Annotated in this window: 20 protein-coding genes and 1 pseudogene; 12 read left to right on the top strand and 9 right to left on the bottom strand. The window is 72.7% G+C overall.

Going from position 1 to position 24,363, the window contains the following annotated elements:
- Positions 1 to 245: 245 nt before the first annotated feature.
- The 6 genes from ABZT03_RS37230 to rhaI form a co-directional block, all read right to left on the bottom strand.
- The gene (locus ABZT03_RS37230; RefSeq protein ID WP_356047673.1) at positions 246 to 914 is read right to left on the bottom strand and encodes an LUD domain-containing protein; all 669 of its coding nucleotides are present in this window, start codon (positions 912 to 914) and stop codon (positions 246 to 248) included.
- Positions 911 to 2,389 carry a LutB/LldF family L-lactate oxidation iron-sulfur protein gene (locus tag ABZT03_RS37225; RefSeq protein WP_356047671.1) on the bottom strand — a complete coding sequence of 493 codons (1,479 nt, stop codon included), beginning with the start codon at positions 2,387 to 2,389 and terminating at the stop codon, positions 911 to 913. Before ABZT03_RS37225 ends, ABZT03_RS37230 begins: the two co-directional genes overlap by 4 nt.
- Complete coding sequence (locus ABZT03_RS37220) at positions 2,386 to 3,141, bottom strand: (Fe-S)-binding protein (protein WP_356047670.1); 756 nt, start codon at positions 3,139 to 3,141, stop codon at positions 2,386 to 2,388. The genes ABZT03_RS37225 and ABZT03_RS37220 overlap by 4 nt, the downstream gene beginning before the upstream one ends.
- An 82-nt stretch (positions 3,142 to 3,223) precedes the next feature.
- A complete protein-coding gene (locus ABZT03_RS37215) occupies positions 3,224 to 4,699 on the bottom strand; it encodes a rhamnulokinase family protein (RefSeq protein WP_356047668.1) in 1,476 nt (491 codons plus the stop codon).
- On the bottom strand, positions 4,696 to 6,735 hold the full coding sequence (locus ABZT03_RS37210) for a bifunctional aldolase/short-chain dehydrogenase (protein WP_356047666.1): 2,040 nt from the start codon (positions 6,733 to 6,735) through the stop codon (positions 4,696 to 4,698). Before ABZT03_RS37210 ends, ABZT03_RS37215 begins: the two co-directional genes overlap by 4 nt.
- Before the next feature lie 457 nt (positions 6,736 to 7,192).
- The gene (gene rhaI, locus ABZT03_RS37205) at positions 7,193 to 8,353 is read right to left on the bottom strand and encodes an L-rhamnose isomerase (protein ID WP_356047664.1); all 1,161 of its coding nucleotides are present in this window, start codon (positions 8,351 to 8,353) and stop codon (positions 7,193 to 7,195) included.
- A gap of 273 nt (positions 8,354 to 8,626) precedes the next feature.
- Here rhaI and ABZT03_RS37200 point away from each other — a divergent pair, with 273 nt between their 5' ends.
- The 10 genes from ABZT03_RS37200 to ABZT03_RS37155 all read left to right on the top strand — a co-directional run bounded on the left by ABZT03_RS37200 (position 8,627) and on the right by ABZT03_RS37155 (position 19,473).
- A complete protein-coding gene (locus tag ABZT03_RS37200; protein ID WP_356047663.1) occupies positions 8,627 to 10,144 on the top strand; it encodes a sugar ABC transporter ATP-binding protein in 1,518 nt (505 codons plus the stop codon).
- 40 nt (positions 10,145 to 10,184) lie between these two features.
- On the top strand, positions 10,185 to 11,225 hold the full coding sequence (locus ABZT03_RS37195; protein WP_356047661.1) for an ABC transporter permease: 1,041 nt from the start codon (positions 10,185 to 10,187) through the stop codon (positions 11,223 to 11,225).
- The gene (locus ABZT03_RS37190; protein ID WP_356047659.1) at positions 11,218 to 12,228 is read left to right on the top strand and encodes an ABC transporter permease; all 1,011 of its coding nucleotides are present in this window, start codon (positions 11,218 to 11,220) and stop codon (positions 12,226 to 12,228) included. The genes ABZT03_RS37195 and ABZT03_RS37190 overlap by 8 nt, the downstream gene beginning before the upstream one ends.
- Positions 12,229 to 12,263: 35 nt before the next feature.
- Positions 12,264 to 13,346: a rhamnose ABC transporter substrate-binding protein gene (rhaS, locus tag ABZT03_RS37185; RefSeq protein ID WP_356047657.1), complete on the top strand. Its 1,083-nt coding sequence runs from the start codon at positions 12,264 to 12,266 to the stop codon at positions 13,344 to 13,346.
- 32 nt (positions 13,347 to 13,378) lie between these two features.
- Positions 13,379 to 13,699 (top strand): L-rhamnose mutarotase, encoded by a 321-nt coding sequence (locus ABZT03_RS37180; protein WP_356047655.1) that lies wholly within the window; start codon positions 13,379 to 13,381, stop codon positions 13,697 to 13,699.
- 131 nt (positions 13,700 to 13,830) lie between these two features.
- Complete coding sequence (locus ABZT03_RS37175; RefSeq protein ID WP_356047653.1) at positions 13,831 to 15,255, top strand: BNR repeat-containing protein; 1,425 nt, start codon at positions 13,831 to 13,833, stop codon at positions 15,253 to 15,255.
- Positions 15,256 to 15,334: 79 nt separating this feature from the next.
- Positions 15,335 to 16,372, top strand: coding sequence for a LacI family DNA-binding transcriptional regulator (locus ABZT03_RS37170; RefSeq protein ID WP_356047651.1), 1,038 nt, complete (start codon positions 15,335 to 15,337; stop codon positions 16,370 to 16,372).
- A 101-nt stretch (positions 16,373 to 16,473) separates the two neighbouring features.
- Complete coding sequence (locus tag ABZT03_RS37165; RefSeq protein ID WP_356047650.1) at positions 16,474 to 17,787, top strand: alpha/beta fold hydrolase; 1,314 nt, start codon at positions 16,474 to 16,476, stop codon at positions 17,785 to 17,787.
- 127 nt (positions 17,788 to 17,914) lie between these two features.
- A complete protein-coding gene (locus ABZT03_RS37160; protein WP_356047649.1) occupies positions 17,915 to 18,553 on the top strand; it encodes an FxLYD domain-containing protein in 639 nt (212 codons plus the stop codon).
- A gap of 95 nt (positions 18,554 to 18,648) precedes the next feature.
- Positions 18,649 to 19,473: a pentapeptide repeat-containing protein gene (locus ABZT03_RS37155; RefSeq protein ID WP_356047648.1), complete on the top strand. Its 825-nt coding sequence runs from the start codon at positions 18,649 to 18,651 to the stop codon at positions 19,471 to 19,473.
- Here ABZT03_RS37155 and ABZT03_RS37150 read toward each other — a convergent pair.
- On the bottom strand, positions 19,441 to 20,955 hold the full coding sequence (locus ABZT03_RS37150; RefSeq protein ID WP_356047647.1) for a cytochrome P450: 1,515 nt from the start codon (positions 20,953 to 20,955) through the stop codon (positions 19,441 to 19,443). The genes ABZT03_RS37155 and ABZT03_RS37150 overlap by 33 nt on opposite strands.
- Positions 20,956 to 21,104: 149 nt before the next feature.
- On the opposite strand from ABZT03_RS37150, the gene ABZT03_RS37145 reads away from it, so the two are divergent.
- Together ABZT03_RS37145 and ABZT03_RS37140 are read left to right on the top strand one after the other, a co-directional pair.
- The gene (locus tag ABZT03_RS37145; RefSeq protein ID WP_356047645.1) at positions 21,105 to 21,713 is read left to right on the top strand and encodes a TetR/AcrR family transcriptional regulator; all 609 of its coding nucleotides are present in this window, start codon (positions 21,105 to 21,107) and stop codon (positions 21,711 to 21,713) included.
- Between the two features lie 88 nt (positions 21,714 to 21,801).
- On the top strand, positions 21,802 to 22,527 hold the full coding sequence (locus ABZT03_RS37140; RefSeq protein ID WP_356047643.1) for a DUF2470 domain-containing protein: 726 nt from the start codon (positions 21,802 to 21,804) through the stop codon (positions 22,525 to 22,527).
- Here the strand turns inward: ABZT03_RS37140 and ABZT03_RS37135 are convergent.
- Both ABZT03_RS37135 and ABZT03_RS37130 read right to left on the bottom strand, forming a co-directional pair.
- On the bottom strand, positions 22,495 to 23,730 hold the full coding sequence (locus ABZT03_RS37135) for a lactonase family protein (RefSeq protein WP_356047641.1): 1,236 nt from the start codon (positions 23,728 to 23,730) through the stop codon (positions 22,495 to 22,497). The two genes, ABZT03_RS37140 and ABZT03_RS37135, sit on opposite strands and share 33 nt — an antisense overlap.
- A gap of 160 nt (positions 23,731 to 23,890) precedes the next feature.
- Positions 23,891 to 24,283 (bottom strand): annotated as a pseudogene (locus ABZT03_RS37130) (hypothetical protein); the annotation flags it as partial.
- Positions 24,284 to 24,363: the final 80 nt, after the last annotated feature.

The following is a 24,363-nucleotide window of genomic DNA, read 5'->3' as shown; positions in this document are numbered from 1 at the left end:
CCGCCGGGTCCCCGCGCTCACCGCGCCCCGCGCTCACCGCGCCCCGCGCTCACCGCGCCCCGCGCTCACCGCGCCCCGCGCTCACCGCGCCCCGCGCTCACCGCGCCCCGCTCACCAAGTCCCCCCGCTTGGTGGGCGGCTTGGTGAGCCCCCGTCCCGCCGCCCCCCGTCCCGCCAGCCGCTGTCCCCCGGTCTCCGTCCCCCGGTCTTTGTCCCGTCGGCCGTCCTCCCGCAGCCGCTCGCCGCTACGACATGCCCTCCGTGGTCGCCCCGTCCTCGACGAGCACCACCTCCAGCGTGCGCGGTCCGTGTACCCCCTCCACCCGGTCGAGTTCGATGTCGCTGGTCGCCGACGGGCCGGAGATCCACGTCAACGGGCGGGCCGGGTCCAGGCGTTCCAGGGCCTGGGGGACGGAGGAGACGACCTGGTCCGGGGCCCGCACCACGCAGATGTGGTGGTCGGGGACGAGGGTGATACGGCGTCGGCCCTGGTCGGGGGAGCCGTCCAGGACGAGCGTGCCGGTCTCGGCGATCGCCACCGCGCAGGCGGTGACCACGCTGTCGAGGCGGTCCAGTTCGTACGGGGTGCTCTCGGCCCGGTCGGGCACCTGCTCGGCGTCGGCCGACGCGAGCCAGCCGGGATCCAGGCCCGGCGGCACCAGCACCGTCCGCGCGCCGCGCGCCGCGAGCATCCCGGCGAGGGTGGCGGGCAGGTCGGCGACGGCACAACGGTGCACGATCGCGCGGTAGTCGGCGAGGTTCTCGGCGAGCAGGTCCACGGTCTGCCCGGTGCTCCGCTCCCCGTGCTCGCGCACGTAACCGCGCTCGACGGCCTGCGCGTACGGCGTGTCGTCCGCGGGGACGTCCGCCAGTGCGCGCCGCACCCGCCCCAAAACCCGTTCCCTGCTGTTCACTTCGCTCCCTTCTTCCCGCCGTCGGTGCGCTGCCACCAGTCGCGGAACGGTTCCGGGGGCACCGGCGGCAGGTCGCGGGTGTCGCTCCAGGCCCTGCCGGGTCCGGGCAGCGAACGCGGGTGCAGCCGGCGGGTGCGGGAGGCGATCCGCTGGCCGGTGCGCAGGGCGCCAGGGTGGCTGAACGCCCAGCGCGCCGCCCGCATCGCCGCCCGCTCGGCGGCGTGTCCCTTCGCGGGCCGCAGCACCACCTTGTTGCCCTCCCGGGTGGCCGGGCCGCCCTCGACGACCCGCTCCCGCAGGTGCACCAGCACCTCGGGGATGTCGATGGCGACCGGACACACCTCGTAGCAGGCGCCGCACAGCGAGGATGCGTACGGCAGTGAGGCGTCGATCTCGCTCTGGGTGCCCCGGAGTTGGGGGCTCAGGATGGCGCCGATGGGGCCCGGGTAGACGGATCCGTAGGCGTGGCCGCCCGCCCGCTCGTACACCGGGCAGACGTTGAGGCACGCCGAGCAGCGGATGCAGCGCAGCGCCTGGCGGCCGACCTCGTCGGCGAGGGTGTCGCTGCGTCCGTTGTCGAGGAGCACCAGGTGGAAGGCGCGCGGCCCGTCCTCGTCGGTGGTGCCCGTCCAGGTCGAGGTGTACGGGTTCATGCGTTCGGCGGTCGAGGAGCGGGGGAGGGTCTGCAGGAAGACCTCCAGGTCCCGCCAGGTCGGCAGGATCTTCTCGATGCCGACGACGGAGATGAGCGTCTCGGGCAGGGTCAGGCACATCCGCCCGTTGCCCTCGGACTCCACCACGACCAGCGTGCCGGTCTCGGCGATCACGAAGTTGGCGCCGGAGACGCCGACCTTGGCGCGCAGGAACTTCTCCCGCAGGTGCAGGCGGGCGGCCTCGGCGAGTTCGGCGGGCGTGTCGGTCAGGCCCTCCGGTGCGGGGCGGCCCCACTCGCTCATCTCCCGGGCGAAGATGTCGCGGATCTCGCCCCGGTTGCGGTGGATGGCCGGGACCAGGATGTGCGAGGGCCGGTCCTTGCCCAACTGGACGATCAGCTCGGCGAGATCGGTCTCGTAGGCGTGGATGCCGGCCGCCGCCAGGGCCTCGTTGAGCCCGATCTCCTGGGTGGCCATGGACTTGACCTTGACGACCTCGGTCTCACCGGTGGCCCGGACCAGGTCGGTGACGATCCGGTTGGCCTCGTCGGCGTCGGCGGCCCAGTGGACCGTACCGCCGGCCGCGGTGACGGCCTCCTCCACCTGGACGAGATACCGGTCGAGATGGCGGAGCGTGTGGTCCTTGATCTGCTTCCCGGCCTCCCTGAGGGCCGCCCAGTCGGACACCTCCGCCACGGCCCCGGCCCGCTTGGCGCGGATGGTGTGGGTGGCGTGGCGCAGGTTCCCGCGCAGGGTCTGGTTGTCGACGGCTTCGCGCGCGGCCTCGGGAAAGGCCGGCATGCCGACGAAGGTTCCGCTCATGCCGCCGGGTCCTCCTCCGTGCTCGCCAGGATCTCCGCGATGTGCACCGGCCGCATCGCGGTACTGAGCCGTGCCATCGTGCCGCCGAGGTGCATCAGGCACGAGTTGTCGGCCGCGCACAGCACCTCGGCGCCCGTCGACTCGGCGTTGCGGACCTTGTCCGCGCCCATCGCCGCCGAGACGTCGGCGTTCTTCAGCGCGAACGTGCCGCCGAAGCCGCAGCACTCGTCGGCGCCCGGCAACTCGGCCAGCTCCAGGCCCTTCACGGCCTTCAGCAGCCGCCGGGGGCGCTCGCCGAGGCCGAGGCCGCGCAGCCCGTGGCAGGTCGGGTGGTAGGTCACCCGGTGCGGGTAGTACGCGCCGACGTCCGTCACCCCGAGCACGTCCACCAGGAACTCCGTCAGCTCGTACGTCTTTTGCACCACGGGCGCCAGAGTGGCCGCGAGCGTGTCCCCGCGCCCCTCCGCCCGGGCCCGCTCACCCATCCGGGGATACAGCTCGCGGACCATCGCCCCGCACGACCCGGACGGCGTCACGATCGCGTCGTACTCACCGAAGACATCGGAGAAATGCCGGGCGAGCGGCTCCGCCTCGTGCCGGTAGCCGGTGTTGTAGTGCGCCTGCCCGCAGCAGGTCTGCGCCATCGGGAAATCGACCTCGACGCCCAGTCTGGTCAGCAGTTTCACCACGGCGCGCCCGGTGTCGGGATACAGCGTGTCGTTGACGCAGGTCAGGAACAGGGCGACACGCATCGCGGCTCCTTGTGGTCGGTCATCGGATGAGTGACAGCGTAGTGGGATCGGCGGCCGGGGGTGCGGTCCGGGGGACGACCGCTCACGCGCGGGCGAGCCGGGCCTGCGCGGCGCTCCACCGTGCCGTGTCGCCGCGCGGCTCGTACCGGGTCAGCGGCTGCGTACGGGCGAGCAGTCCGCGCAGGTCCGCACGGTCGCCGACCAGGCCGTGGGCGCGGGCCTGCACCAGGACGTTGCCCAGGGCCGCCGCCTCCGTGGGGCCCGCGACCACCGGCAGCCCGCAGGCGTCGGCGGTGAGCTGGCACAGCAGCGCGTTGCGGGTGCCCCCGCCGACGACGTGCACGACGTCGACCGGATGACCGGCGAGCCGCTGCGCGTCCTCGACCGCCCTGCGGTGGGCGAGGGCGAGGGAGTCGAGGATGCAGCGGGTGATCTCGGCGGGGGTGTCCGGCACCGGCTGTCCCGAGACACGGCACGCCTGCGCGATCCGCTCCGGCATCCGGCCGGGCGCGAGGAACGCCGCGTCACCCGCGTCGACCACCGACCGCAGGGCCGGCACATCGGCCGCTTCGCGCAGCAGCCCGCCGAGGCCGGGGTCGCCCCAGGCCCGCAGGCACTCCTGGAGCAGCCACAGGCCCATGATGTTGCGCAGGTAGCGGACGGTGCCGTCCAGCCCGAGTTCGTTGGTGAAGTTCGCGGCCCGGCTCTCCTCGGTGAGCACGGGCGCGTCCAGCTCCAGCCCGGCCAGCGACCAGGTGCCGGTGCAGATGTACGCGAACCGCTCGCCCGTCGCGGGGACGGCCGCCACCGCGGACGCGGTGTCGTGCGAGCCGACCGCCGTCACCGGTACCGGCCCGCCGAGCCCGGTCTCCTCCAGCACCTCGGGCCGCAGCGCGCCCGCCGGGTCGCCGGGCCGGCGCAGCGGCGCGAACAGGCCGAGGTCGATGCCGAGCCGGTCGGCGGTGCCCTGCGACCAGTCGCCCGTGCGGGGGTCGATGAGCTGGGTGGTCGAGGCGTTGGTCAGCTCGGTGCCCTGCTCACCGGTGAGCCAGTACGCCAGCAGGTCGGGGATGAGCAACAGGCGACGGGCGTGCTCCAGTTGGGCGGAGCCGCGGGCCGCGGTCAGTTGGTACAGCGTGTTGAAGGGGGCGTACTGGAGTCCGGTCGCCGCGTACAGCTCGTCGGCGGGCAGGGTCGCCCAGACCTTCTCCGCGACGCCGTCCGTGCGGGCGTCGCGGTAGTGCACGGGGTTGCCGAGCAGGGCCCCGTCGGCGTCGAGCAGGCCGTAGTCGACGGCCCAGCTGTCGATGCCGACGGAGTCGAGCCGCCCACCGCAGTGGGCGCCCGCCGCGCGCAGCCCCTCCAGGACGCCCGCGTACAGCGCCAGGACGTCCCAGCGCAGTCCCTCGGGCAGCCGCACCGGGCGGTTGGGGAAGCGGTGGGCCTCGGTCAGCTCCAGCGTGTCGGCGCCGACGCGGCCGACCATGACGCGTCCGCTGGACGCGCCGAGGTCGACCGCGGCGTACGAACCCACGCCCGGGTGCTTGGCCGTGCTCATCGCAGGAACGCGGCCGCGACGCCGGCGTCGACCGGGACGTGCAGCCCGGTGGTGTGCGTCAGCTCCCCGCCGGTCAGCGCGAAGACGGCGTTCGCGACGTGCTCGGGCAGCACCTCCCGCTTGAGGATGGTCCGCTGGGCGTAGAACTCGCCGAGCTTGTCCTCCGCCACGCCGTACACGGCGGCCCGCTGCGCGCCCCAGCCGCCCGCGAAGATGCCGGAGCCGCGCACGACACCGTCGGGGTTGACGCCGTTGACGCGGATGCCGTGCTCGCCGAGTTCGGCGGCCAGCAGCCGCACCTGGTGGGCCTGGTCGGCCTTGGTGGCGGAGTAGGCGATGTTGTTGGGCCCGGCGAACACCGCGTTCTTCGACGCGATGTAGACGATGTCGCCGCCCAGCTTCTGGGCGATCATCACCCGGGCCGCCTCGCGTGAGACGAGGAAGGAGCCGCGGGCCATGATGTCGTGCTGGAGGTCCCAGTCCCGGGCGGAGGTCTCGAGCAGCGGCTTGGAGATGGAGATGCCGGCGTTGTTGACCACCAGGTCCACCCCGCCGAAGGCCAGCGCGGCCGTCCGGAACGCCTCCGCGATCTGCTCCTCTGACGTCACGTCGACGATCGCGGCGACCGCCCTGTCGGGCCCGCCGAGCTCCTCGGCGACCTGTGCGGCGTTCTCCTCGTTCAGGTCGGCGACGACGACGCAGGCGCCCTCGGCGACCAGCCGGTGCGCGATCGCCCGGCCGATGCCGCTGCCGGCGCCCGTCACCAGCGCCACCCGGGTGGCCAGCGCCTTCGGCTTCGGCATCCGCTGGAGCTTGGCCTCCTCCAGGGCCCAGTACTCGATGCGGAACTTCTCCGACTCCTCGATCGGCGCGTACGTCGAGACCGCCTCCGCGCCGCGCATCACGTTGATCGCGTTGACGTAGAACTCGCCGGCCACCCGCGCGGTCTGCTTGTCCTTGCCGAAGCTGAACATGCCCACGCCGGGGACCAGGACGATCGCCGGGTCGGCGCCGCGCATCGCGGGGGAGCCGGGCACGGCGTGCCGGTCGTAGTAGGCGGCGTACTCCTCGCGGTACGCCGTGTGCAGCTCGTCCAGCCTGCGGATCGCCTCCTCCAGGCCGGCACCCGGCGGCAGGTCCAGGACCAGCGGCCGCACCTTCGTGCGCAGGAAGTGGTCGGGGCAGGAGGTGCCGAGCGCGGCGAGCCGGGGGTGCCCCTCCCGGGCGAGGAAGTCGAGGACCACGTCGGAGTCGGTGAAGTGGCCGACCTGGGGCCGGTCCTGCGAGGCGATACCGCGGACGTACGGCGCGAGGGCGGCGGCGCGCTCCCGCCGCTCGGCCTCGGGCAGCGCCGCGTAGCCCTCGATCACCGGCCCGAAGGGCTCCGGCCTGCCGCGGTCGGCGAGGAACGCCTCGGCGGTGCGGATGATGTGCAGCGAGTTGCGCTCGCACTCCTCGGACGTGTCACCCCACGCGGTGATGCCGTGCCCGCCCAGGACACAGCCGACGGCCCGCGGGTTGGCCTCCTTGACGGCCGCGATGTCCAGGCCGAGCTGGAAGCCGGGCCGGCGCCACGGCACCCACACCACGGTGTCACCGAAACACTCGGCGGTCAGCTTCTCCCCGTCGGCCGCGCAGGCGAGCGCGATCCCGGAGTCGGGGTGCAGGTGGTCGACGTGGGCGGCGTCCACAAGGCCGTGCATGGCCGTGTCGATGGACGGGGCCGCGCCGCCCTTGCCGTGCAGGCAGTAGTCGAAGGCGGCGACCATCTCGTCCTCGCGGTCGAGGCCCGGGTAGACACCGGTGAGCGCGCGCAGCCGGTCCAGCCTGAGCGCGGCCAGACCCCCCTCGGTCAGGGTGCCCAGGTCGCCGCCGGACCCCTTGACCCACATCAGCTCGACGTCACCACCGGTGACGGGGTCGGTGTCGGTGCCCTTCGCCGAGGTGTTGCCGCCGGCGTAGTTGGTGTTGCGGGGATCGGAACCCAGCCGGTGCGAGCGGGCCAGCAGAGCGGCGGCTTCGGGATGCGGTGCCATGTCTTCTTCCTAACTCCGTACAGAGAGACGAGGGGAGCGCCCCACCGGGGCGCGGGGTACTGCGCGATCAGTCGCGTCCGGCCCGCGGTCCGTGAACCACGGGACCCGGCGGACGCTCACGTCCGGTGCGTGAACCACCGGACCCGGTGGACGCTCACGTCCGGTCCGCGGACCACGGGAGCCGGTGGACGCTCACGTCCGGTCCGCGGACCGCGGGAGCCGGTGGACGCTCACGTTCGGTCCGTGAACCACGGGACCCGGCGGACGCTCACGTCCGGTCCGTGAACCACCGGACCCGGCGGACGCTCACGTCCGGTCCGCGGACCGCGGAACCCGGTCGGCGCTCACGTCCGGTCCGTGAACCACGGAACCTGGTCGGCGCTCACGTCCGGTCCGTGAACCACCGGACCCGGTCGGCGCTTACGTCCGGTCCGCGGACCGCGCGACTCGCCGATGCTCACGCCCCCCACCCCGCCTGCTCCCCGCCCACCCGCTCGGCGACGATCTTCTCGGCCCAACCCGAGCGCCGGTACGCGGCCATCGGGTCGGGGTCGAGCCCCGACTCCTCACGCAGCTCGCGCAGCAGCGGCCGTACGTCCGTGTTGTACGCGTCCATGATCACCGCGTTGGCGGCCAGCACGTCCCCGTCCCGCTGCGCGGCGCCCAGCGCGTCCCGGTCCACCAGCAGCGCCTTGGCCGTCGCCTCCTGCACGTTCATCACGGAACGGATGATCGCGGGGATCTTGGCCTCGATGTTGTGGCACTGGTCGAGCATGAACGCGACCTCGGGCGTGAACCCGCCGCCCCGGATGACCTCGTACATGATCCGGAACAGCTGGAAGGGGTCCGCCGCGCCGACCATCAGGTCGTCGTCGGCGTAGAACCGCGAGTTGAAGTCGAACGCGCCGAGCTTCCCCTCGCGCAGCAGAGTGGCGACGATGAACTCGATGTTGGTGCCGGGCGCGTGGTGGCCGGTGTCGACCACGACCTGCGCCTTGGGCCCGAGCTTGAGGCAGTGCGCGTAGGCCGTGCCCCAGTCCGGCACGTCGGTGGCGTAGAAGGCCGGCTCGAAGAACTTGTACTCCAGCAGCATCCGCTGGTCGTCGCCGAGCCGCTCGTACACCGTCGCCAGCGCCTCGGCCAGCCGGTCCTGCCGGTCGCGGAGGTCGTCCTGCCCGGGGTAGTTGGTGCCGTCCGCGAACCACAGCTTCAGGTCCCGGGAGCCCGTCGCGTCCATGATGTCGACGCACTCCAGGAGGTGGCCGACCGCCTTGCGCCGCACCGCCGCGTCCGGGTGGCAGACGCTGCCCAGCTTGTAGTCGTCGTCCTGGAAGGTGTTGGAGTTGATCGCGCCCAGCTTCACGCCGCGTTCCCCGGCGTGCTTGGCGAGGGCCGCGTAGTCCTCGACCCTGTCCCAGGGGATGTGCAGGGCCACGGTCGGGGCGACACCGGTGAAGGCGTGCACCTGGGCGGCGTCGTCCAGTTTCTCCTGCGGGGTACGCGGTACGCCGGGCTGCGCGAACACCTTGAAGCGGGTCCCCGAGTTCCCGTACGCCCATGACGGTGTCTCGACTGCCTGGGTCCTGAGTGCGGTCTTCACCGCGGCGAGCTCGGTCACTTCGGGGCTCCTGTGACGTCGGGTCGGAAGACGGGGGAAACACGTTCCGTGTGAAACGATTCAAGATGGGAAGCTATGAGCCTCCCGAAGGGGTGTCAAGCCCTCCGGCCCAGGCTGTTGCTCGTGACCCGGCCGTGACCTACGGGCATCGAAAGTTTTTCGATACGGACCCATTGACGTGACATGGGCCGCATGCCTAACGTCCCGGCAACCAAGTTGAAACCTTTCACGACACCCTGAGGCCCGCCTGACGGGCGTCGTCGAGGAGCTCCCATGACCCACCCGTCCGACACGGGTCCGGCCCCCGTCCTGTCGCTGGAGGACGTCTCGAAGTCCTTCGGCGCGGTCCGCGCACTGCGGGAGGTCTCCCTGGAACTGTTCCCCGGTGAGGTGCACGCCCTCGCCGGTGAGAACGGCGCGGGCAAGTCGACCCTCATCAAGACCCTCGCGGGGGTGCACCGACCGGACGCCGGCCGGGTGCTGCTCGACGGTGAGCCCGTCGTCTTCCACGGCCCCGGCGACGCCCGCGACGCCGGCATCGCCGTGATCTACCAGGAGCCCACGCTCTTCCCCGACCTCTCGATCGCCGAGAACATCTTCATGGGCCGCCAGCCCCGGCGGACGCTCGGCCGCATCGACCACAAGGCCACCCACGCGGCCACCGCCGCCCTGATGCTGCGGCTCGGTGTCGAACTCGACCCCGACCGCCCCGCCCGCGGCCTGTCGATCGCCGACCAGCAGATCGTCGAGATCGCCAAGGCCCTCTCCTTCGACGCCCGCGTCCTGATCATGGACGAGCCCACCGCCGCCCTCACCGGCAGCGAGGTGGCCCGCCTCTTCGGCGTCGTCCGCACCCTGCGCGACCAGGGCGCCGCCGTCCTGTTCATCTCCCACCGGCTGGAGGAGATCTTCCAGATCTGCCGGCGTGTCACCACCCTGCGCGACGGGGCCTGGATCGCCACCGAGGAACTGGACGGCATGACGGAGGACGACCTGGTCCGCCGCATGGTGGGCCGCGACCTCGACGAGCTCTACCCCAAGCAGGACGTCAAACCCGGCGCGGTCGCACTCAGCGTGCGGCGGCTGACCCGCGAGGGCGTCTTCGCCGACGTGTCCTTCGACGTGCGGCACGGCGAGATCGTCGGTCTCGCGGGGCTGGTCGGCGCCGGCCGCACCGAGGTGGCCCGGGCCGTGTTCGGCATCGACCGCTGGGACGCCGGCGAGGTGGAGGTCGAGGGGCGCGGGCTGACCAACGGCGCCCCCTCCACCGCGATGGCCGCCGGACTCGCCCTGGTCCCCGAGGACCGGCGCGCCCAGGGCCTGGTGATGGACATGTCCATCGAGCGCAACATCGGCCTCACCGGCCTGCGTACGACCGTGAGGGCCGGCCTGGTCGACCGCGCCGCCGAACGCGGCCGCGCTCTCGACTGGGCGGTGAAGCTCCAGGTCAAGTACGCCCGCATCGCCGACACCGTCAACACGCTGTCGGGCGGCAACCAGCAGAAGGTCGTCCTCGCCAAGTGGCTGGCGACCGGCCCCAAGGTGCTGATCGTGGACGAGCCCACCCGTGGCATCGACGTCGGCACGAAGGCCGAAGTGCACCGGCTGCTCAGCGAGTTGGCCGCCGACGGGGTGGCCGTCCTGATGATCTCCTCCGACCTGCCCGAAATCCTCGGCATGGCCGACCGCGTGCTCGTGATGCACGAGGGGCGCCTGACCGCCGAACTCCCGCGCTCCGAGGCCACCGAGGAGACCGTGATGGCCGCGGCCACCGGGAGGGTCGCCGTATGACAGCCCGTAGGAACACGAACCCCGCCCGGAGGGCCGCCGCATGACGGTGACCGCACCCAATCCCGCCTCCGCCACCGAGGTGCAGAAGTCCAGTGGCACCCGGCTGGTGGACCGCGTCTTCAAGATGCGTGAACTCGCCATCCTGGTCGTCTTCCTGGTGATGATCGGCATCACCCAGGCCGGCAACAGCGAGTTCCTGTCCGAACAGGGCATCAAGGACCTGCTGCTGAACGCGACCATCCTGGTGCTGGTCGCCACCGGTCAGTCGCTGGTCGTCATCACCCGCAACGTCGACCTGTCGGTCGGCTCCATCCTCGGCATCAGCGCCTTCGCCGCCGGCATCTACCTCCAGGGCGGCGGCAACCCCGTCGTGGCGATCGTGCTGGCCGTTCTCCTCGGCATCGGCTGCGGACTGGTCAACGGCCTGCTCGTCAGCCTCGGCCAGGTGCCCGCGCTCGTCGTCACCCTCGGCACCCTGTACATCATCCGCGGCATCGACTCCATCTGGGTCGGCTCCCGCCAGATCACCGCGGCGAACCTTCCGAACGGCTTCATCGACTTCGGCTCCGGCGGCATCTCGGCGGTGCCGTGGCTGGCGCTCATCGCCCTCGCGGTGCTGGTCGCCACGGCGTACTACCTCAGGCAGTTCGGCAGCGGACGCGAGCTGTACGCGCTCGGCTCCAACCCGGAGGCCGCCCGCCTGGCGGGCATCCCGGTCCGCAAGCGCATCCTGGCCGCCTACACCTTCTGCGGGGCCCTCGCCGGACTCGCCGGCGCCCTCTACCTGGCCCGGTTCGGCAACGTCGACTCGGGCACCGGCAACGGCTACGAACTGACCGTCGTCAGCGCGGTCGTGGTCGGCGGCGTCGTCTTCACCGGCGGTTCCGGCAGCGTCTACGGCGCGGCCCTCGGCGCCCTGCTCCTGACCTCCATCAACAGCGTGCTGCCCGCCCTCGGCGTCAGCTCCGTCTGGGTGCTCGCGATCAACGGCATCCTGCTCATCCTCGCCATCGCGGTCGACCGGATCGTCGCGCTGCGCGTGGCCGCCGCCCTGAAGAAGAGGAACGCCCGCCATGGCTGACTCCGCTCTCGCGCACGCGGTGCGCTGGTCCGCCCTGAAGAGGTGGGACTCAGCCGTCGGCGCCCTCCTGCTCGTCGTGCTGCTGCTGTCGTTCGGGTTCGTGGACGGCTTCGGCAACGCCCTCAACCTGTCCTTCCTGATCGGCAACACCCTGCCCATCGCGCTGATCGCGCTGCCGATGACCCTGCTCGTGGTGGCCGGCGAGATCGACCTGTCGGTCGCCTCCACCGCCGGCCTGTCCGGTTCGGTGATGGGCGTCCTGTGGAACCAGGGCATGACGATCGAGACGATCATCCCGATCTGTCTGCTCCTCGGCGCGGCGTGCGGACTGGTCAACGGCCTGCTGGTGACCCGGCTCGGCCTGCCGTCCCTCGCCGTCACCATCGGCACGCTGGCCGCCTACCGTGGCATCGCCCAGATCCTGCTCGGCTCGGACGCGGTCACCGACTTCCCCACCCAGTACCTGGACTTCGCGGCCGGCCGCATCGGGGACACGTTCATCCCCCAGGCGCTCCCGCCCTTCCTGGTGCTGCTCGCGATCGCCGTGGTGGTGCTGCACGCCACCCCCTTCGGGCGCTCGGCGTTCGCGGTAGGCGCCAGCGAGGAGGCCGCGCGGTTCGCCGGCATCCGGGTCCGCCGGCAGAAGCTGATCCTGTTCGTCGCCACCGGCTTCATGGCCTCGCTCACCGGCGTCTTCTGGGCGTTCCACTACGCGAGTGCCCGCTACGACAACGCCACCGGACTCGAACTGTCCGTCGTCGCGGCCGTCCTGCTCGGCGGCATCGACTTCGACGGCGGCAAGGGCACGCTCGGCGGCGCCATAGCGGGAGTGTTCCTGCTCGGCGCGCTGCAGAACGTGATGAGCCTGCTGAACGTCTCCGCACAGTCGCAGATCGTCGTCACCGGCGTTCTGCTCGTCGTCTCCGTGCTCGGCCCCCGGGTCGCACGGCAGATCTCCGTAGCGAGGGCGGGCCGCAGAGCCGCCTCGACTCCGACCTCGTGACCCGCTCCGCACATCCTCGTAAAGGAATCCCCGCCATGCGCAAGTCGTCCATCCGCCGTACCTGTGCGGCCCTCGCCGCCGTCACCTCCCTCGCCCTGGCCGTCACCGCCTGCGGCGGCACCACCAAGGAGGACGTCAAGAGCGAGAGCAGCTCCAACACGACGGGCGGCAAGGCCGACCCGAACGCGGCGCTCAAGAAGGGCCTGACCGTCGGCTTCCTGCCGAAGGCGGTCAACAACCCCTACTTCACCTCCGCCGACAAGGGCGGCGAGACGGCGCTGAAGGCACTGGGCAACAGCTACAAGGAGGTCGGCCCCAGCAGCTCCACCGACACCTCCGGCCAGGTCTCCTACGTCAACACGCTCACCCAGCAGCAGGTCGACGCGATGGCCGTCTCCGCGCAGGACCCGGGCGCCCTGTGCACCGCGCTGAAGCAGGCCATGACGAACAAGATCAAGGTCGTCACCTACGACTCCGACACCAAGCCCGAGTGCCGCAACGCCTTCGTCTCGCAGGCCAGCGCCGAGGACCTGGGCCGCACCGAGGTGCAACTGCTCGCCGAACAGATCGGCTACAAGGGCGAGATCGCGATCCTGTCGGCCGCGCAGACCGCGACGAACCAGAACACCTGGATCGGCTTCATGAAGGACGAGCTGAAGGACCCCAAGTACAAGGACGTGAAGCTGGTCAAGGTCGCCTACGGCAACGACGACGCCCAGCAGTCCTTCCAGCAGACCCAGGGCCTGCTCCAGGAGCACCCGAACCTGAAGGGGATCATCTCCCCGACCACCGTCGGCATCAAGGCCGCCGCCCAGTACCTGTCCGGCTCCAAGTACAAGGGCAAGGTCAAGCTGACCGGCCTCGGCACGCCCAACGACATGCGCAAGTACGTCAAGAACGGCACCGTCGAGGGCTTCGAGCTGTGGGACCCGGCGAAGCTCGGCGAACTGGCGGCGCGCACGGCCGTGGCGATGGTCTCGGGACAGATCACCGGCGCGGAGGGCGAGACCTTCAAGGCCGGTGACATGGGTTCGTTCACCATCGGCAAGGACGGCGTGATCAACCTCGGCAAGCCGACCGTCTTCAACGCGAAGAACATCGACCAGTTCAACTTCTAGGCCGGTAAGTCCCCTTGAAGGAGCGGTACTTCATGCAGCGCGTCTGTTTCCTGCTCAAGGTCCGACAGGACCGGCTCGCCGAGTACCGCGAACGCCATGCCGCCGTGTGGCCCGAGATGCTCGCCGCGCTCTCGGCCACCGGCTGGCACAACTACTCCCTCTTCCTGCGCGACGACGGCCTGCTCGTCGGCTACCTGGAGACCGAGGACTTCGAGGCGGCCCGGGCCGGCATGGAGGCCACCGAGGTCAACGCCCGCTGGCAGAAGGACATGGCCCCCTTCTTCGAGGCGCTCGACGGCATCCGCCCCGACGAGGCGATGACCCCGCTCACCGAGGTCTTCCACCTCGCCTGACACCCGGCCGGCCCGTCCGGGGGCCCGCCGTTCCCCAGGATCCGGCCCCTCCCCAGGATCCGGCCCCTCCCCGGAACCACCTTCCGGGTCACCCCGCCCCGTTCCGCCTCGCCAAACAACGGAGTCCCGAGATGAGACGACGCACGCTGCTGGCCGCCACCCTCGTCGGTGCGGCGGGCACCTCCGCCCTCGCCGCCGGCACGGCACGGGCGGCCGTCCCCGGCCCGTCCGTCACCCGGACAGGCAGCACGCAACTCGACGCCCAGGCCGTGTTCTTCGTCTCCTACGACGGCCTGGTCAACAACAACTCGTTCCAGAAGAACGGGCTGTTGACCTACAAGGGCCACCAGTACGCCGTCTGGTACACCGCCGACAGGAACGCCGTCGTCGCCCGCCGGGCGCTCGGCGCGAGCAGTTGGGCGACGGTCCAGGTGGGCCACAAGCTGAAGGCCGGTGACTCGCACAACGTCATCTCCATGGGCGTCTCGAAGGCGGACGGCCGGCTGCACCTCAATATGGACTCCCACAGCGACGGCTTCACCTACGTCAAGTCGGTCGCCGGTCTCCTCGACGACCCCGCGGGGCTGAGCTGGACCGCCGCCCGCTTCGGCGCCCCGCAGTCCACCCTGGACGGGCTCACGCTCACCTCGCAGTTCACCTACCCCCAGTTCGTCTCCACGCCCGAGGGCAGGCTCCAGCTCAGCTACCGCGCCGGGATCTCCGGGAACGGACGCAACGCGCTGGCCGAGTACGACGGCACCGCGTGGAGCGACCTCGGCGAGTGGAGCGCGTCCACCGGCACCTACACCAGCGAGCACGGCTCCAGCACGGCCCGCAACATGTACCTGCACGGCATCGACTACGACCGCACCGGCCGGCTGCACTCCTTCTTCACCTGGCGCGAGCAGAACGCCGCCGTGATGTGCAACGCCGGCGGCATCACCAACCACGACACCGGATACGTCTACTCCGACGACCGCGGCCGCACCTGGCGCGACAACGCCGGTACCGCCGTCGGCACCACCGGCGGCTCGGACCGGGTCGCGGTCACCGACGGCGGACTCGTGGTGGACGCGCTCAACCCCGACCACTCGCTGATGAACCAGGAGAGCCAGTTCACCGACTCCGCGGGCCTCCCGCACGCGATCATCAGCTACGTGCCCGGCCGCTTCGGCCAGTGCACCACGAACTACGTCACCGACCGCACCGCGAACGGCCGCGCCTTCCATCTGCGCAAGAACGCCTCGGGCAGCTGGCTGAAGACCGAGATACCGGTCGCGCTCGCCTCCAGCCAGCGCACCAAGCTGGTCCTCGACAGGTACGACAACGCCTACGCGGTGCTGCCGTTCGGCCGTATCGCCGGCGCCTCGAAGTCCTCGGGCCACACGGACTGGAAGCTGCTGTACGACGGCGGCGGCCTGAACGCGTTCGGCGAGGTCGTCGTCGACGAGACGCGGATCGCGCAGGACGGCGTGCTGTCCGTGATGTACCAGGAGAAGTCCAGCGGCACGACCCCCTCGGCCCTGCACGTCGTCGACTTCGGACTGCCCGCGTGAGGGGGGTAGGGGCGGGACGGTATGCCGGTAGTGTGAACGCCTGCCTGCCCCCCTCACCAGCCCCGGAGGTCTCTGCCTGATGGCGCAGTCGGTGGGTATCAAGGACGTCGCCCGTGTCGCCGGAGTCTCCGTCGGCACGGTCTCGAACGTGATCAACCGTCCGGACACGGTCGCCACCGAGACAAGGGCCCGGGTGCTGTCCGCGATCGACCGCCTCGGCTACGTCCGCAGCGAGTCCGCGCGCCAACTGCGCGCGGGCCGCAGCCGGATCATGGGCCTGCTGGTCCTCGACATGGGCAACCCGTTCTTCGTGGACGTCGCGCGCGGCGCCGAGCGGGCCGCGCGCGACGCGGGCCTCGGCGTGATGGTCTGCAACAGCGCGCAGAACCCGGGCGAGGAGGCCGAGTACCTGTCGCTCTTCGCCGAGCAGCGGGTGCGCGGGGTGCTGCTCACCCCCGCCGACGCCACCGGCCGCAACATCGAGTCGTTCCGGCGCCACAACATCCCCTTCGTCCTGGTCGACCGGGTCGCCGAGGGCACCACCGAGTGCTCGGTGTCCGTCGACGACGTGGCGGGCGGCGCCCTCGCGGTGCGGCACCTGATCGACGCCGGGCACCGCTCGATCGCGTACGTCAGCGGACCGCCCGGCTTCAACCAGGTGCGCGACCGGCGCACCGGCGCCCTGAACGCGCTCGCCGAGGCCGGCCTCGGCCCCGACGCCCTGCGCGAACTGCCGACCGAGCGGCTCGACGTGGCCGCCGGCCGGGACGCCGGAGCCCGGCTGCTGGGCCTCGCGGCCCGGCCGACCGCGGTGTTCTGCGCCAACGACCTGCTCGCCCTCGGCGTCCTGCAGGCCATGTACGCGGCCGGCGTCAAGGTGCCCGACGACCTCGCGATCGTCGGCTACGACGACATCGAGTTCGCGGCCGCCGCGGCCGTCCCCCTCACCTCGGTCCGGCAGCCCGCCGTCACCATGGGCGCGCTCGCCGCGGAACTCCTGCTGGAGGAGACGGAGACGGAGACGGAGGCGGAGAGCGGCCCGCGTGGACACGAGCACCGACGGGTGGTGCTCCAGCCCGAACTCGTCGTACGCCGCTCCAGCCTGTCGGCGCGCTGACCCCTGGTTCAGTAAGATTTCATGATCCCGGGGGTCGGCCACCGGAGGAACCTGTGCTGAACTGGGATGCGGCCAGCAATCCGTCCGTCCCGGGAGCCCTGTTGAGTCTCACCTACCGCCAGCCCGGCGTCGTCCTCACCGACCGCCGCTTCACCGTGCCCCTCGACCACGCCGACCCGGCGGGCGAGACGATCGAGCTCTACGCCCGCGAGGTCGTCGCGAGCGACAAGGCACGCCAGGGGCACGGCCAGGACCTTCCGTGGCTGGTCTACCTCCAGGGCGGCCCCGGCTTCGGCGCCCCCCGCTTCGTCGGCAGGCAGTCCTGGCTCGGCCGCGCCCTCGACGAGTACCGCGTCCTGCTGCTGGACCAGCGCGGCACCGGGCACTCCACGCCCGCCGACCGGCAGACGCTCCCGCTGCGCGGCGGCCCCGCCGAACAGGCCGACTACCTCGCCCGTTTCCGTGCCGACGCGATCGTGCGGGACTGCGAGACCATCCGCCCCGAGGTCACCGGCGGCGCGCCCTGGACCGTGCTCGGGCAGAGCTTCGGCGGGTTCTGCGCGGTGCACTACCTGTCCACCGCCCCGGAGGGTCTCGCCGCCGCCGTCGTCACGGGTGGTCTGCCCTCGCTCGACGCGCACGCCGACGACGTCTACCGGGCCGCCTACCCGCGCATCGAACGCAAGGTCGCCGCGCACTACGCCCGTTACCCGCAGGACGTGGAACGGGCCCGGCAGATCGCCGAGCACGTGCTGCGGCACGAGCCGGTGCTGCCGAACGGCTACCGCCTCACCGCCGAGGCCTTCCAGTCCCTGGGCATCGTCCTGGGCGGCGGCGACGGCAGCCACCGCCTCCACCACCTGCTGGAACACGCCTTCGTCCGCACTCCGGGGGGCCTCGCGCTGTCCGACGCGTTCCAGGAGGAGGTGCAGGGCCTCCTGTCGTACGCGGGCCACCCCCTGTACGCCCTCGTGCACGAGGCGGTCTACGCGCAGGACGGGCGCCCCACCGCCTGGTCCGCCGAACGCGTGCGCGCGGAGTTCCCGCAGTTCGACGCGGCGAAGACCCTCGCGGGCGACGGCCCCCTGCTGTTCACCGGCGAGTCGGTGCACCCCTGGATGTTCGACTGCGACCCGGCGCTGCGCCCGCTGCGCGAGACGGCCGAACTGCTGGCCGCCCGCACCGACTGGCAGCCCCTGTACGACCCCGAGCGACTGGCCGCCAACGAGGTCCCGGTCGCGGCGGCCGTGTACCACGACGACATGTACGTCGACGCGGGTCACTCCCTGCGGACCGCCCGCGCGATCCGCGGTCTGCGCACCTGGGTGACCGACGAGTTCGAGCACGACGGAGTACGGGCCGGCGGCCCCCGCGTCCTGGACCGGCTGCTGGCCCTGACCCGCGACGAGGCCTGAGCAGACGACCCGGCCCGCCCCGGCGCCCCGGGGGCACGCATGGCCCGGGCCGGCATGCCCCGCCTCCTTTCCCGGCATATGGTTCATTTCGTTGATCCGCCGGTGCAGGAGACGGAGGACGTCACCGATGAACCAGCCGTCACCCCACCCGAGGGGACGCGCGGGCCGGCTCCGGCCGGCCGGCCCGGCACTGCTCGCGGTCGCCGTGGCGGCCTCGCTCGCGCTGGTGTCGTGCAGCACGGACGACAACGGCGGCGGCTCGCCGTCCACCACACGGCCCGGCACGCCCGACACCGCGTCCTTCTCCGGTGCGCCGCCGTCGGCCCTGAAGTCGAAGGCCGCCTCGGCCGTCGCGTCGGCGCGTGCCTCGCTCTCGGCGGCCGCGTCCTCCGCCTCGGCCGCCGCGTCCGCCTTCGAGGCGTCCGTGTCGGCGGAGGTGGCCCGCGCCAACAAGGCGGCGCAGACGGAGCTCAAGAAGGTCGACGGACAGGGCAACGCGACGTCCGAGGTGGCCATCACCGGCAAACCGCGGTCGGCGACCGGCGGACTGCTCGCCGTCCTCGTCACAATCACCAACAAGACCAACAAGACGGCGTCGTACGCCGTGCGGGTCGACTTCCTCGACTCGGCGGGCAAGGTGGTGGAGACCCGGTACGTCGGCGCCGAGGACCTCGCGCCCGGGGACCAGGCCCAGCCGCTCGCCATCAGCCGCAAGCCGGCCGAGCCGGTCCTGACCCCCAGACTGACCAAGGCCCAGCGGTACTGACCACCCGCGCCGGGCCGCCGCGCACCGGTCCACGCACCCGGCCCGGCGGCCCGTCCGCGCAGGTCGGGCCGGGGCGGGTCAGTACGCTGGGCGGCATGCGAGACGACACCACCGACCAGGCCGGTCTGCGCGGTGACTGCCGACAGTGCTTCGGGCTGTGCTGCGTCGCCCTGCCCTTCGCCCGCTCGGCCGACTTCGCCTTCGGCAAGGAGGCCGGCACACCCTGCCGAAACCTCCAGGACGACCACCGGTGCGGCATCCACACGAAGCTGCGGCAGAAGGGCTTCGCCGGCTGCACGGTCTACGACTGTTTCGGTGCCGGGCAGAAGGTCTCGCAGGTCACCTTCGGCGGGCAGGACTGGCGCACGGGGCCGCCCGAGCGCGCCGGCCGCATGTTCGAGGTGTTCCCGGTCGTCCGTCACCTGCACGAACTCCTCCGCCACCTCACCGAGGCGCTCACCTTCCCGGCGGCAGCCCCGGTCCACGCCGACCTGCGCCGGGCCCTGGAGCGCGTCGAACTGCTGACCCGCGGGACACCGGAGGAACTGGCCGCGCTCGACGTGGGCGTCCACCGGCAGGAGGTCGGCGAGCTCCTGCTGAGGACCAGTGAACTCGTGCGGGCGGGCACGCGCGGCCGCCGAAAGGACCGCCGGGGCGCCGACCTGATGGGCGCCGGGCTCAAGGGCGCCGACCTGCGCGGTGTGAGCCTGCGCGGTGCCTGTCTCATCGCCGCCGACCTGACCGGCGCCGACCTGCGGGGCGCGGATCTGATCGGCGCCGACCTGCGCGACACGGACCTCTCGGGCGCCGACCTGACCGGCGCCCTCTTCCTGACCCAGCCCCAGCTGAACGCGGCCCGCGGGAGCGCCGGCACGCGACTGCCCGAGTCAGTCACCCGCCCCGCGCACTGGGCACCGTAGCTCCTCGGCGGGCGGCTGCGGACCGGCCGCCGGGGGAGCGGCCGCGGTCCGGCGCTCCAGGCGCAGCCGCAGCCCGTCCGGCATCAGGGTGAGGCGTTCGGTCACGCGCAGCCGGTAGCCCGGGTCGGGGCGCAGTTCGTAGCGGCGCAGCAGCAGGCCGAGGACCAGGGTGGCCTCGTGCAGCGCGAACTGGCGCCCGATGCAGGCCCGCGCCCCGGTGCCGAACGGCTTGAAGGTGTGCGGCGGCCGGGACCGGACGGCCGCGGGATCGAAGCGGTCCGGGTCGAAGCCCTCCGCGTCGGCGCCCCAGACGGCGGGGTCGCGGTGCAGCATCGGCGTGAGGACCAGCGTCCATGCGCCCCGGCGCATCGGGTGGTCGCCGGCCAGCACGGTGTCGTGCCGGGCCTCCCGGGCGAAGGCCGGCGCCGTCGGCCACAGCCGCAGCGACTCGTCGAGCACGCGGCGCAGGTAGCGCAGTCGGGCCACCTGGTCGTAGCCGGGTGTGGGGGTGTCGCCCCAGACCCGGTCGATCTCGGCGCGGGCGCGGGCCGCGACGTCGGGGTGCCGGGAGAGGTAGTGCAGGGCGAAGGACAGCGCACCCGAGGTGGTCTCGTGGCCCGCCACCAGGAAGGTGATGACCTGGCGGCGCACGTTCTCCGGCGACAGCCGCTCCCCGGTCCGCGGGTGGGCCGTCTCCAGCATCCGGTCCAGCAGGTCGCCGCCCCCGCTCGCACCCCCGGCCGCGCGGCGGGCCCGCACCAGGTCGTCGACCGTGCGGTCGAGGTGGGCGATGTCGGCCGCGTTGCGGCGGGCGGCTGCGCGCAGCAGCAGCGGTGAGGGCACGGTGTTCAGCCGCTGGGCGTAGCCGAGGGTGCCGACCATCGCGGTCACGAAGGGGTGCGGGCGGTCCCGCTCGAAGGAGCCGAAGTCGTGCCCGAAGCCGGTCCGCGCGATGGTCTCCAGGGTCAGTTTCGTCATGTCGCCGGGCACGTCGACGGCCCGGCCGGCCGTCACCGCGCGGTCCCAGTGGCCGGTGAGCCGCTCCGCCACGGCGAGCATCATCGGGTGATAGCCCTCCATCGCGTCGCGGCTGAAGCCCGGTGCCAGGACGTCGTGTGCGAGCTGCCAGTTGGGTTCGTGGTTGTACGCCGTGAACAGGCCGTCCCCGGCGACCGGCCGGAGGTTGGCGACCCCGAGCCCCACGTGCTTGGCGAAGCGGGTCTCGTCCGCCAGGTCGGCCACGAGGTCCGTGCCCCACACGAACACGAACTCCCGGCCGAAGGCCCGGCGGCGGAAGACGGGACCCAGTCGGCGGGCGAAGCGCAGGGAGTCCTGGAGAGGTGTGCGCCGGCTCGCCCCCAGCACGTCGCCGAGCAGCGGCACCCGGTACGGGGGGTGCGGGATGCGGTGCAGTTCGGGCCAGCCGTGTTCGGCGCTGCGGAACCCGTTCGGGAGCGCGGCCCCGGTCGTCGTCTCCGCCATGGCGCGATCTCCCTCGTCCGGTGCCTGAAGGTGGCTGAAGGTGGCTGATCCGGGCGCCGAGGGGCGCGGGCAGCGCGTGTTGTACGTGCGTTCAATAGCGCGGCCCAGTCTCGTCCTGTTGTTGAACCGGCGTCAAGTAAGGTGCGGGAATGGCCGCGAACGAGGGCGAGCGCACGCGCCGCCGGCTCAGCACGGGCGAACGCAGGGAGCAGCTTCTGACGGTCGGCGCGCGGCTGTTCTCGGAGAGCCCCTACGACGAGGTGCGGATCGAGCGGGTCGCCGAGATCGCCGGTGTCTCGCGGGGCCTGCTCTACCACTACTTCCCGACCAAGCGGGACTTCTTCGCGGCCGTGGTGGAGCGCGAGAGCGAGCGGATGCTGCGCATGACGGCCGCCGTGCCAGGCGTTCCGGTGCGCGAGCAGCTCGCCGCCGGGCTCGACACGTATCTGGAGTACGTCCAGGAGCACGCCCACGGATACCGCGCCTTCCACCGCGCGGACGCGGCGGGGGACCAGGCGGTGCGCAGGGTGTACCAGCGGGCGCTGGCCGCGCAGGAGCGGCAGATCCTGGCGGCCCTGGGCGCCGACCCCGAGTTCGGTGCCGTCTTCGGGGACCGGCCCGAGGTGCGGCTGGCCGTGCGGGGCTGGCTGGCCTTCACCACCGCGGTGTGCCTGGAGTGGCTGCGGGGCGGTGACCTGGCCCGGGACCAGGTGCGCGATCTGTGCGCACGGGCACTGCTCGGGGTCATCGCGCGCTGAGAACGGTCTGTACCGGTTCGCCGGCCATGGTTGGCGCACACCCCGACCTTCGATAGGTTAGGCAAGGCTTACCTAATGGAGGACCGGAATGGGTGACAGTCAAGTGTGGCCGGCCGCGCCGTCCGCGGCGGAACAGGTCCGCTCCGTGCTCGCCTCCGCGTGGTCCTGCGCGGTGACCGCGGAGGGCGGGCGCGAGGAGTTCTTCGGCGCGCACGAGGTCGCCGCGGACGGCCGGGTGTCGCTGCGCGTGCCCGAGGACAGCGCCCTGTCCGCCGCCGCGATCTGCGCGCCCCGCGGTGAGCCGTCCGCCGTCCTGGAGTTCGCCGACGCGGCGCCCGTCCCGGTCCGCGCGCGGGTCCGCGCCCGGGTCCGGCTCGCCGGCTGGTTCACCGCGGAGGAGGACCGCCTCGGCTTCCGGGCCACCCGGGTGGTGCTGCGCCGGCCGTCCGGCGCGGTGGTCGTCGGCGTCGAGGAGTACGCCGCCGCCGTACCCGACCCGCTGGCCCTGGCCGAGGCCGACCTGCTGGGTCATCTCGCCGGCTGCCACGCGGACGCCGTCGAACGCCTCACGCGGCTGGTGGACCCCGGCAGCCTGCACGGCGCGGTTCGGGTCCGGCCCCTCGCCGTCGACCGGCACGGACTGACCCTGCGCGTCGAACGGGCCCGGACCCACGGCGACGTACGGCTGCCGTTCCACACGCCCGCGGACGACGTCCCGCAGCTCACCGAACGCATGCACGTCCTGCTCACCGAGGCCGGCCGGGCCGCGTGTCCGCGCCCCCTACAGCGGTACCGCACAGACCGCGACCGGTGACGCGAACGGCTCGCCCGCGAACCGCAGTCCGCCGTCCGCCCCGTTCACGTGGAACACGCTCACCGTGCCGGATCTCTGGTTCGCCGCGAACAGCAGCCGCCCGTCCGGCGAGAGGGCGATCTGCCGGGGGAAGTCGCCGCCCACCGGCACGGTGTCGAGGAGCCTGAGGCGGGCGCCGCCGGCCTCCACCGCGTACCGCGTCAGGGTGTTGTCGCCCCGGTTGGCGAGAAACGCGTACGCGCCGTCCGAGGTCACCAGGAACTGCGCCGGATAGCTGGTGCCCGGCCCCGTGCCCGTGGACTGCGGGGCGCCGATGCTCAGACGGCCCGTGCCCGGGTCGTAGGCGCAGACCGCGACCGTGTCGTCGACCTCGTTGGCCAGGTAGGCGTACCGGCCGCCGGGGTGGAAGGTGAGGTGGCGCGGGCCCGCGCCCGGCCGGGTGTGCGCCCGCGAGGTCTCGGTGAGGGTGCCGGTGCGGTCCTGGAGGCGGTAGGTGTAGACGGTGTCCGTGCCCAGATCCACGGCCAGCAGATGGCCTCCGTCCGGGCCGGTGACGAACTGGTGGGCGTGCGGGCCCTGTTGACCCGGCCCCGGCGGCGGGCTGGAGTGCCTGACCAGGTCGGTCCGTTCGCCGAGCGCGCCCGAGGCGTCGATCGGATGCACCGCCACGCTGCCGGAGCCGTAGTCCGCGCTGAGGAGCCAGCGGCCGCCCGGGTGCACGGACACATGGCAGGGGCCCGAGCCGCCGGTGGCGCGGGTGCCGAGGACCGTGCGGTCGGACAGCCGGACGGCGGTCACGGCGCCGGCGTCGCGCTCGTTCACCGCGTACAGCGTCCGGCCGTCGGGGTGCGGCGCCAGGAACGAGGGGTTCTCGACGCCGGGGAGCGTGCCGGTCCCGGTGATCCGGCCGGTCGCGGTGTCGTACGTGGCGAAGCCGATGCCCTTGCCGCCGCCCTCGACGGACGTGTACGTGCCGAGCACCAGCGGACGCGTCCGGGGTGGTTCGGCCGGCTCCGGCGACGCGGTCAGGGTCCTGTCGGGAGCCTTCGCGGCCGTCGGGGCGCGGCCGGCCGCGGAGCCGCTGCGCGGGGAGGCGGGCGGCGCGGGTGCGGGCAGGGCCACGACGGCGGCGGCGCCCGCGACGGCGCCGACGAAACGCCGCCTGCTCCAGCCGCCGCGCACCGCTCCGTCCGCACCGTCCATTCGTCCGCACCCTCCGTGGTCGCCCGCCCCGGGCGTCGCCCGGTCGCGACAGCCACCTTCGCGCGGGCGGCCGACAGGACGCAAGAAAAGCGGGCGCCCGTTGCGCGGTACGCAACGGGCACCGGTCGCCGGTGCTCCCGCCCGCCGCCGCGCCGGGCCGCTACCAGTCGCCGTCCTCCACCGGCTTGCCCGGCGCGTCCTTCAAGGGCTCGACCTGGTGCGGGGCGGGTTCCTGCCAGGGCTCGTGGTCGTCGCCGAGCCAGTCGCCCACCGGCTGTACGGCCCCGAGGGTGTCGGTCGGCGCCAGGTCCCGGGCGTCCTGGTCGTAGAAGTCGTACCAGGGCAGTCCGGCGCGGGTGTAGGCCGCCCGGTCCACCGGGGACGGCGGGGGCGCCTCACCGGTGACGCGGCGCCACTCCGGAGGGGTCACCAGGTGCACGAAGACGCGCCCGGCGGGCTCCCGCGCCCAGTCCCCGAGGGCCCGCTCGTCGCGGTACACCTCCTGGCGCATCGAACCGCCCACGCCGAGCCCCATCGCCGCGGCGGCCCGCGGCCGGCCCCCGGGCCCCCCCCGAGGGGCCTCACCGCCCCCCCCACGCGGTGGCGGAAAGCAGGGCGCGAGCAAAAGGCGCG

The sequence above is a fragment of the Streptomyces sp. NPDC005574 genome, from assembly GCF_040605435.1.
Lineage (GTDB): Bacteria > Actinomycetota > Actinomycetes > Streptomycetales > Streptomycetaceae > Streptomyces.
Note: the sequence above shows the minus strand (reverse complement) of the source record. Positions and strands in the feature narration are given on the sequence as shown.